At 54.3% G+C, this 9964-nt stretch carries 11 protein-coding genes; all 11 read left to right on the plus strand.

The window, feature by feature from the left end; all coding sequences use genetic code 11:
• The first annotated feature begins 3 nt into the window (after positions 1-3).
• Entirely contained in the window at positions 4-912 is a 909-nt protein-coding gene (locus ACJROR_RS08475; protein WP_406043335.1) for an ExeA family protein, read from the plus strand.
• Positions 909-2246, plus strand: a complete 1338-nt coding sequence (locus ACJROR_RS08480; RefSeq protein WP_406546748.1) for a tetratricopeptide repeat protein — start codon at positions 909-911, stop codon at positions 2244-2246. Before ACJROR_RS08475 ends, ACJROR_RS08480 begins: the two co-directional genes overlap by 4 nt.
• Positions 2243-4006, plus strand: a complete 1764-nt coding sequence (locus tag ACJROR_RS08485) for a GspE/PulE family protein (protein WP_406043339.1) — start codon at positions 2243-2245, stop codon at positions 4004-4006. Before ACJROR_RS08480 ends, ACJROR_RS08485 begins: the two co-directional genes overlap by 4 nt.
• Positions 4006-5235: a type II secretion system F family protein gene (locus ACJROR_RS08490; protein WP_406043341.1), complete on the plus strand. Its 1230-nt coding sequence runs from the start codon at positions 4006-4008 to the stop codon at positions 5233-5235. The genes ACJROR_RS08485 and ACJROR_RS08490 overlap by 1 nt, the downstream gene beginning before the upstream one ends.
• Before the next feature lie 2 nt (positions 5236-5237).
• Positions 5238-5771 (plus strand): hypothetical protein, encoded by a 534-nt coding sequence (locus tag ACJROR_RS08495; protein ID WP_406546749.1) that lies wholly within the window; start codon positions 5238-5240, stop codon positions 5769-5771.
• A 17-nt stretch (positions 5772-5788) separates the two neighbouring features.
• Entirely contained in the window at positions 5789-6487 is a 699-nt protein-coding gene (locus tag ACJROR_RS08500) for a prepilin-type N-terminal cleavage/methylation domain-containing protein (protein ID WP_406546750.1), read from the plus strand.
• Positions 6488-6495: 8 nt separating this feature from the next.
• Positions 6496-6963 carry a prepilin-type N-terminal cleavage/methylation domain-containing protein gene (locus tag ACJROR_RS08505; RefSeq protein WP_406546751.1) on the plus strand — a complete coding sequence of 156 codons (468 nt, stop codon included), beginning with the start codon at positions 6496-6498 and terminating at the stop codon, positions 6961-6963.
• Positions 6954-7622 (plus strand): prepilin-type N-terminal cleavage/methylation domain-containing protein, encoded by a 669-nt coding sequence (locus ACJROR_RS08510; RefSeq protein ID WP_406546752.1) that lies wholly within the window; start codon positions 6954-6956, stop codon positions 7620-7622. The genes ACJROR_RS08505 and ACJROR_RS08510 overlap by 10 nt, the downstream gene beginning before the upstream one ends.
• A gap of 1 nt (position 7623) precedes the next feature.
• On the plus strand, positions 7624-8406 hold the full coding sequence (locus ACJROR_RS08515) for a type II secretion system protein (protein WP_406546753.1): 783 nt from the start codon (positions 7624-7626) through the stop codon (positions 8404-8406).
• Complete coding sequence (locus ACJROR_RS08520) at positions 8396-9022, plus strand: hypothetical protein (protein WP_406043353.1); 627 nt, start codon at positions 8396-8398, stop codon at positions 9020-9022. The genes ACJROR_RS08515 and ACJROR_RS08520 overlap by 11 nt, the downstream gene beginning before the upstream one ends.
• A 201-nt stretch (positions 9023-9223) precedes the next feature.
• The coding region (mreB, locus tag ACJROR_RS08525; RefSeq protein ID WP_406546754.1) for a rod shape-determining protein MreB at positions 9224-9964 on the plus strand (741 nt) is incomplete at its 3' end.

The raw sequence follows: 9964 nt of genomic DNA on the forward strand, positions 1-9964 counted from the left end.
CATATGTATGAGAAGTTTTTTGGTCTGGAGCAGAAGCCTTTCGGACTGACCCCCAATACCAGTCTTTATTTCGGACTTCCCCCTCATGAGGAGGCGGTTCAGGTTCTTGAGGAGGCGCTCCGGGAGGGGGAGGGTTTTATCAAAATCACGGGAGAGGTGGGCACCGGCAAGACCATGGTGCTCCGGCTTTTTCTCTCCCGGCTCACTGACGATTTTGAGCTGGTATACATTCCCAATCCGGTGCTGAGTCCGGACGAATTCAAGATATCCATAGCCCGGGAGCTGGACATTGATACGGCTAACTGCACCACTCTTTCTCTTAATGACGACATAAACAGAAAGCTTCTGGAAATCCATGCCGCAGGAAGGAGAACCGTTCTGGTTATTGATGAGGTGCAGTCCATATCCGAAGACACTCTTGAAGCTATCCGTCTTCTGGGAAATCTGGAGACGGAGCATGATAAGATCATTCAGATAGTTCTTTTCGGGCAGCCCGAGCTGGATGAAATGCTGGATAAGCAGAATTTAAGGCAGCTCCGGCAGAGAATTGCCTTTTCCTATAATCTGCGGCCCCTGACGGCAGATGAAACGGAGGCGTATCTGAATTACCGCATGCAGAAATCCGGGTATTCCGGAAAAGCGGTATTCGGCCGCCGTCCCGCCCGGGATATTTTCAGATACAGCGGAGGGATCCCCCGTCTTATCAATGTCATAGCCAATAAGAGTCTGATGCTGGCTTACGGGTACGGAGTGCACGGGGTATCCTGCAGCATGGTGCGAGAGGCGGCTCTTGACACCGTGTCGGTAAAGAAGAAAAAAAGGCCGGGCCTGCCGCTTTATATCGGCCTTGCGGCATTTTTGCTGCTGGCCGCTCTGGGCGGACTGTTTTTTGCCAGCGGAGTGTTTGAATGAGTGTTATAAATAAGGCCCTTTCCGAACTGGATAAAAGAGAGAAGGGGAACGGTGCTCAGTACGGAAAGTATGTGCCGCCGGAAAGAAAATCCTCGCTGACCCCGGCTCTGGCCGGAGCCGGCATTATGGCGGCATTGGCTGTCGTGGCTATCGGCTGCTACTGGTATTTTTCATCAGGAAAGAGCCCGGCGGCTCCGGCTGCAGCGCCGGTGACGGAAACCATTTCGGCGGAACCGGCTCCGGCAGGCAGAGGGACTAAGTCTCCGGAACCGGAAAAATCCGCTGAGACTGCTGCCGCAGGTGCGGCCGCAGCTTCCCCCGCAGATCACGAGGCTTCCGGAGATACCGCTGACAGTATCGAGCTTAAGCTCATGGCTGAGGGAGCAATGAATCAGGAAACCTCCGGTGAGACCGTGCTGTCTCCGGACAGCGAGACTGCTTCCGGGAACGCTGTTTCTGATGAGCCGCCCCGGAACAAGCCGGCTTCCCGGGAGCAGGCCGGAAAGAACAGCAGCGGAAAGAACGAGACCGGAAAGAAGAATGCAGCCCCGCCCGCAGCTCCGGCTCCGGAAAAGAAAACTCAGAGAGCCCGCGAGAGTTCAGCGGAAAGAGCAGCTGAAACCGTGCAGATTTCTGACATTGCCGCTCCTGAAATCATTATTGATGACAATGCTCCGGAGAACTTTGTCATCGTGGAGGAGGCCCGGGCTCCGGCTCGCAAGTCCTCGACCATGCGGGTAAAGCAGAAAAACCTGTCCCCTAAAGAGGAAGCCGATCTCCTCAGAAAAGAGGCGCAGAATTCCCTGCTGCGAGGCGACAGCGACGGAGCCATCCGCTCCTATGAGGTGCTTTTGAAAAAGAATCCCGGAGATGCCAGAGCCCGGGAGAAGCTGGCCAGTCTTTATTACGGAAAAGGCCGTTCTCTGGATGCCATAAAGACTCTGGATCGGGGCATTCTTATGGATCCGGCTCATTACGACTACCGGCTTTATCTCGCGCGCATTTATTCATCCCAGGGTCAGGATGCTCAGGCTATAAAGGTGCTTCGGCAGGCTAATCCGCCGGCCCGCGGGAATATGGACTATTACGCCACTCTGGCCGGACTGGCCCGGAAAAACAATGACCATGCCGGAGCGGCATGGGCCTATGAGAAGCTTGCCCAGGCTGAAAAGAAGGACGGCAAATGGTATCTGGGGCTTGCTATTTCCCTGGAGGAGCTGGGGCGGCCCGGAGACGCTCTTAATGCCTATCGCAAGGCTGCCGCTCTCTATCTTAGCGCGCAGTCCCGGAGCTTTGCGGAGCAGAGAATCGGAGTGCTGGGAGGTAATAAATGACAGAAAATGCAAAACCGCAGCAGAAGCGTCTTAGAATAGGCGACGTGCTGGTGCAGTCCGGCGTTATCACCGAGGATGACGTTACCAAGGCCCTGGCCTACTCCCGGGCCCACAGCATGAAGCTGGGCCAGGCGGTGGTGGCCATGAAGCTGGCTTCCGAGAGCGATATCTGCAAGGCTCTGGGGCAGCAGCTTCGGATGACGGTGTTTGACGATCTGTCCAAGATTAACATTGATTCCAGCACGGTGCAGCTTTTGCCGGAGGCCATGGCCCGTACCCTGCATGCTCTGGCAATTTCCCGCAATACCAATCCGATTTCGGGCAGCGATGTCATTACGGTGGCCCTTTCAGATCCTCTGGATTATCCGGCCCGCGACAAGATCATGGATCGTCTTAATCAGTATGACGTTGATTTTGTCATCTCTCCCGAAGCAGAGGTGGTTCGCTGCATTTCCATGTTTTACCGGAATACGGAGGCCATTGCCAAGTTTGCGGATCAGCTGCAGACTCAGGTAGCCAAGAATCCCTTTGAAATTAATACCATCGAAACCCTGGGAGAGGAGGGCGGCTCTGATGCCGCGGTGGTTAATCTGCTGCGCTCCGTGTTTGAGGATGCCATTAATTCCGGGGCCTCGGATATTCATATCGAGCCGGATGCCAACGTTCTCCGCATCAGACAGAGAATCGACGGCAGCCTCCGGGAGCAGGTGCTGAACAATGTGGAAATCGCTCCGGCCATTTCCCTGCGTCTCAAGCTGATGTCCGGCTTGGATATTTCCGAAAAACGTCTCCCGCAGGACGGACGTTTTCCGGTGGTGATTTCCGGAAAGAACATTGACGTGCGTCTTTCCACGCTGCCCACTCAGTACGGCGAGTCTATGGTAATGCGTCTTCTGAACCAGTCAAACGGCCTTCTGTCCCTGGACAAGACCGGCATGCCGGTGGAGATTCTGAACCGCTTCCGCATCCAGCTGCACCGGCCCCACGGGATGGTGCTGGTAACCGGCCCTACCGGTTCTGGCAAAACCACCACGCTTTACGGTTCCTTAAATGAGCTTAACGATCCTTCGGTAAAGATTATTACCGCCGAGGATCCGGTGGAATACCGCCTCCCCCGCATCACTCAGGTGCAGGTTAACGAAAAGATTCATCTGGACTTCAATACCGTGCTGCGTTCCTGTCTCCGTCAGGATCCGGATGTAATTCTGGTGGGCGAGATGCGCGACCAGGAAACCTGCGAAATCGGCCTCCGGGGTGCCATGACCGGACATCTGGTGCTGTCGACCCTGCATACCAATGATGCTATTTCCAGCACCCTGCGTCTTATGGACATGGGAGCTCCGGGCTATCTGGTAGCCGGTTCCCTCCGGGCGGTGCTGGCCCAGAGACTGGTGCGGCGCATCTGTCCCAAATGCAGCGCGGAGTGTCCGCCTGATGATGTGCAGATGAACTTTATTCAGGATGCTCTGGGGATTCCGGTGGAGGAGCAGAAGCTTTCTCACTTCCGCATGGGCAATCAGGGCCGGGGCTGTCAGTACTGCAATTTCACGGGCTACAAGGGCCGGGTGGGCGTCTTTGAGCTTCTGGTGCTGGATCAGAACATGATGGATGCTTTAAGGCGCAACGATAACGAGGGCTTTGCCATTGCCGCCCGGGAATCGGAAAACTATAAGCCTCTGGCCATGATGGCTTATGAGTTTGCCCAGCAGGGGCTCACTTCCATCGAAGAGGTTATGAAGCTTGCGGAGATCAATAAATAATGCCGGTGTACAGTTATAAGGCCAAGGATTCCGGAGGCGGATACAAAACAGGCCGGGTGGAAGCGCCCACGGAGGCAGATGCCATCGATGAGATTTCCCGCATGGGACTTCTGCCGGTGTCCCTTGAGCAGGGATCCGGCATGCCGGGACTCTCTTTCAATCTGGATTTCAAGGAGCTTCTGCATGGCCGGGTGGGCCTGCCGGAGCTGGTGATGCTGTGCCGGCAGATGTATTCCCTGTCCAAGGCCGGCGTGCCCATTATCAGAGCCATTGGCGGCCTGGCCGATTCCACGGATCATTACGGTCTTAAAAAATCCCTCTCCGCTTTGAACCGGGATCTTATCGGGGGGCGTTCCCTGACCCAGGCCATGGGAGATCAGCCGAAGATTTACAATTCGCTTTTTGTCTCCATGATAAACGTGGGGGAGAACACCGGCCGGCTGGAGGATGTGTTTTTTCAGCTGGCGGAATACTTTACTCTGGAGCAGGAAACCCGGAAAAGAATCACCAGCGCTATGCGTTACCCCTTCATGGTTATTATTTTTATCGGCGTAGCCATTGCCATTCTTAACATTTGGGTTATTCCGGTCTTCAGCACCATGTTCGGCAAATTCGGGGTGGAGCTCCCGCTTACCACCAGAATTCTTATCGGCACCTCGGCGTTTTTTGTGAGCTACTGGCCTTATATGCTGGGCTTTATTGTGGCGCTGCCCTTTCTGATCCGCCGGGCTCTTAAAATCAAGAAGGTGCGTTATCACTGGGATCGCCTGAAGCTGAAAATACCGGTAATCGGATCCATTCTCCGCCGGGCGCTTCTGGGGCGTTTCTGCCGCAGCTTTTCGTTAATGCTCAGGGCCGGCGTGCAGCTTAATATGGCTCTGACTCTGGTGGCCAGTGCCATCGACAACCGGTTTCTGGAGGATCGGGTAAACGCCATGCGCCGGGAAATCGAGCACGGCAATTCTCTGGCTACCGTGGCGATGCAGAGCAATATGTTCACGCCCCTGGTGCTGCAGATGTTTGCTGTGGGTGATGAAACCGGCCGGGTGGACGAGCTTCTGCTGGAGGCTGCTCTCCATTATGAGAGAGAGGTTGACTATGAGCTTAAGGCGCTTACTTCCAAGATTGAGCCCCTTTTGCTGGTTTTTGTGGCTCTTTTGGTAGGCGTTCTGGCGCTGGGTATCTTTACCCCCATGTGGGATATGTACGGCGCCATGCAGGGTAAGTAAGCATGAATCAGGAGGAACGCGGCAACGAGAAGCTTTTACGGCTCTGGCAGTCTCTGCTTTGGTGCACCGTGGTGATGCTGGTGATGTATCTCTTTGTCCGCAATTTTATTCTGCCGCAGTCTGACCGGACTCTGGAAACCTCCATGAATACCATGGCCCATAATTTCGGAGAACGGCTGGCGGTGATACACAATTTGTGGCTTCACGACAACCGCCGCAGAAATCTCAAGGTTCCCTCCTGGGTGAATCTTTATGCCGGGGCTGACGAGAGCAAGCTGGGCTTCAGTCCCGGCCGGGTGATTTTTGTGATGAGTCCTCAGGGCTGGCCCATGGATGTCCGCGGCATTCCCGGTAACGGTCAGGATCCCTGCCGGCTTATCTGGCTGAGTCTTCTGGGGCGGGATGAATCGCTTTTTATTACAAATGTAAGAGTTGTGGCAGAGCCTGCCAAAAATGAGTGTGTGTTCACTACAAGCGTGTCCGGATTCGTTTATAATTATTCTGATGGTTCTGTAAACGGTTTCTTAGCTGAATAGCTTCAAAGGGAATGTATATGATTAGACGGCGAACCAAGGGTTTCACATTAATTGAACTGATTATTGTAATAGTAATTCTCGGCATTCTGGCAGCCACGGCGCTGCCCCGCTTTCTCGATGTGACAGAGGAGGCCAAGAAGGCCAGCGTTGAGGGGCTGGCGGGTAATTTTGCCACCGGAATTCTTCTGGTGCGCGCTCAGTGGGAAGCCAAGGGCCGGCAGAAGGTAAACAGTATCAACAGCACGCTGTATGATGGCACCCGTTTTTACCTGACCACTCCTACCAATACCAAGATCGAAGACGGCACCATGAGTCCGGGCTACCCTATTATGGCCACCACCGCCGGAGCCACCAAGCCGTCTACTATTACCGATGAGAGCGCCAGCGGCTTTGCCGTGCCCAACAATCTGGACAACTGCATTAATATCTGGGAAAAAATGCTCCAGAATCCCCCCAGAATCACCGGCGATATCAACGCTCTTAACAAAAAGGATATTGATTACAAGTATTTTGTAACCTACAGCACCGGAGCCGTTGACGGTTCCACCGTATCCGGCTACGGCATCTGCCGCTATTATCTGGTGCTTTCTCTGGAAAAGGGCGACACCGGCTCCTACAGGGTTCCGGATGCTGACAACCATGATCGCTACATGAGCTTCAGCTACATTCCCGCCCTCGGGCTGGTACAGCCTCATATAAACAGCAGCGCTGACTAGAGGCGCCTATGAGTCGGGGGTACGGCTTTACTCTGGTGGAATTGGTGACCGTGCTGGTTCTTATCGGGATTCTGGCAGTGACTGCGACCGCAAAGCTGACCACGTCAAATGGTCAGGAGTATGTGGCCTGCCGTGAAGCTGTAACCCGTCTGGCATCAGTGCAGTCTATAAACATGAATCAGGGTTCTGCCCCTGATTTGCGTTTTTTTATCAGGAAAGACGGTATTTTCGGGTACTGCATGGGCCTGGACTGCGCCAATGATAATACCAAATGGCACGGCGTCGGCGGCGGCAATCGCGTCAAGGGCAGCACTGACGGCTATATCGGTTTTGACTATCTGGGAAGAGTGCATACTGACAATACCACTTTGGGCATAAAGCCAGAAGGCTATTATCAGTTTGAGTTCCGGCCGGATCAGGGCTCTGGCGGCTGTCAGGTGCGGGTCTATCCGGAGGGAGGGATTACATGGAAGTAACCCGGGGCTTCACACTGGTGGAACTGGTAATCGGCATTGTGGTTATGGGCATTGCCATAGCCGGTATTACCAGCGTGCTTTTCACCTTCGCGGTTTCCTCGGCCAATCCTGTTTTTGAAGTAAAGTCCTCTCTTTTGGCCGACCGGATTTTCCGGGAAATCTCCGCTCAGGAATACGACCATAATTCCGACCATCACGGCGGCGTGTGCCGCTGCGGGGAGCAGGTTTCCTCGGGCACGGAGAGGCTCTGCGCCATCGGTTCCTGCACGGCGGAGGAATCCTACGGCCCCGATACCGCCGAAGAACGGGGCGCTCTCTATGCCTCGGCCTTCAGCGATGTGGATGACTTCGATACCACCAGATTCTGCGCTAAAAAAAACAGCAGCATTGTGTGCCGGGAATATCTGAATCCGGATTACTGCAACGGCCTTAATTCCTGCAGCGGAGTGCCGGCTGATTTTTTTCTGGGAAAGAACTATGCCGAATGGAAGGCGGCAGTGCAGCAGGATCTGCCTGATGCCGGATATGCCGATTACTACGTAACCATCAGAGTTACTCCCGTTACTGTCGGCGGCATGACCTTTAAGGAAATCCGGGCCACCGTCCTGGATCCCCGGGGCGGCGTTTACCGGCTGTCAGCCTTGAGGGGGAACTACTGAGATGCGCAGATATTCGGGATTCACTCTGATAGAAATTGTCGTTGTCATGGTGATCATGGGCATTACCGTGGTCAGCGTAGCCGGCTTTGTTTCTCAGGGAGCCCTTCTGATGGCCGAGGCCTCGGCCAGAGTTACGCTGGCTCAGTTCACCCGCAATATCACCGAGAGAATTTCCCGGGAGATGGCCGGGAGCATTCCCTATCAGACGGCGGTTTCCCGGGATGAAAACGGGAACGGCGTTCTGAGCTTTCGGGAACCTCTGTATGTTTTACGGGTTTACCGCGTTACCGAGGAGAGCAGCCCCGAATCAAAGAAATATGCCTATGTTTACCCCTCCAGCGGCACGGACTTTGCCTGCAACCGCATTGCCTCCTCCGGGCAGGATCGGGTGAGCCTTCTGGGGGTTATCAGAAGCAACGGCAATCTGGCTGAAAAAAAACTGTTTTCAGGGGACTGCGCCGTATCCGGCAACCTTATTCGGCTGGATGTGACCGGACTTGATACGGATCTGGGACTGGATCGGGTCTACCTCATGAATGACTGGAGCCGGGTTTCCTACACCATCAGCACGGACGGCTATCTGTTTTATCACCGGGGCTCTAGCGTCACTGTTATCAACGCGGATGGCCGGAACAAGGTTAAGAAGATGTTTTTTGAAGCTCCGGACGGTTCCGGTCAGCAGACTGCTTCGCATCTTAACAGCGTGTTCATGGCGCTTTTCACGGAGACCGATACTGAGACCATGAGCGTGGAACAGCTTCTGGAGGCGGAAAATGTGCTTTAGAACTTTAGCGGGAGCCCGGGGCTCTCTGCTGATGACAGCTGTTTTTGTGCTGGTGGTGTTTTCCGGCATTGCCGCCGTGCTGGCCCAGATTCTGATTCAGGATCGCCAGGTGCAGCTGAACGCCGTGCTGGGCAGTCAGGCCCGGCTTATGGCCGAGAGCGGTCTGGAATACGGCATGTCCTCGCTTTTTCCTCTGAACCGCGAGAGCTCCTATGCGGAAAGTCCCAGCGCCAGCCGCGTGTGGCAGGCTATCAAAAACGACATCAAGACCTCCGGACATGCAACCTATGACTTTATTGCCAGCGAAAGCGGAGTTTTTGGGAACTGCAGCAGAGAGGCCACAGGATCAAATACCTATTTCTGCAAGGAGCTTTATTCTCAGTGCTGGCTTTCCCGGCTGACCGTGGAGGCCGTGGATCTGGCATTTCTCAGCGACGGATCAAGTCCGGTTTCCCTGGATTCCCGCATTGAATATACCATAGTCTCCGAAGCCTCCTGCGAGATCCCCGTACTGGATGACGACAATAACAGCTCCGCTGATTCCTATGTCATTACCAGAAAGGCCGAGATCACCGCGGCGGATTTAAGATATTCCGGAAGCTCCATTTCCAACTGATCCTGCTGAGTTCCCAATTTCGGAATCGCATTACCTCCCCTGTTTTTGCGTTCGTTTTCCCTCCTGGAGCGGGCGGCGCCTCGGGGCTGCCCGTGAAGGCAAACAATTAAAATCGCCGTTTTTCTATGCTATAATCCGCTCCTGTCATAAGAGGGCGGATTCTGTGTTCAGGATCCCGATAATAAATTCCGGAATTTGCATATGTTTAAAAAACTCAGAGGCCTTTTTGCTAATGACCTCTCCATAGATCTGGGCACTGCTAATACACTTATATACGTTAAATCAAAAGGCATCGTTCTCAATGAACCCTCCGTTGTTGCCGTTACCGACGGCAGAGGCGGGGGACTTTCATCCGTGGCAGTGGGAAAAGTGGCAAAACAGATGCTGGGCAAGGCTCCGGAACATATCAAGGTGGTTCGTCCCATGCGGGACGGCGTGATCACCGACTGCAAATACACCCAGAAGATGCTGGAGGAGTTTATGCGCGCCATCCAGCATAAAACCAACAGATTCCTGGGGATTATCAAGGGAGCTCCCCGGGTGCTGGTCTGCGTGCCCTACGGTTCCACTCAGGTGGAAAGAGCAGCCATTAAAGCAGCAGTGAAGCGTTCCGGCGCTAATGAGGTGTTTCTTATTACCGAGCCTATGGCCGCAGCGGTGGGAGCTGAGCTTCCGGTTACCGAAGCCCGGGGTTCCATGGTAATTGACATCGGCGGCGGCACCACCGAAGTGGCCATTATCTCATTAGGTGGCGTTGTGTATGCCGCCTCGGTGCGAACCGGCGGCGATAAGTTTGATGAGGCCATTATTTCTTACATTAAGGATAAACACCGGGTGGAAATCGGCGAGGTTACTGCGGAAAACATCAAAATTCAGATCGGCTGCGCCAGCGAAAACGACGAGGATGAAAAGCTCTCCATGGAGGTTCGCGGTCAGAGCATT

It is taken from the genome of Succinimonas sp., from assembly GCF_045225735.1.
In the GTDB taxonomy this organism is placed as follows: Bacteria; Pseudomonadota; Gammaproteobacteria; order Enterobacterales; family Succinivibrionaceae; genus Succinimonas.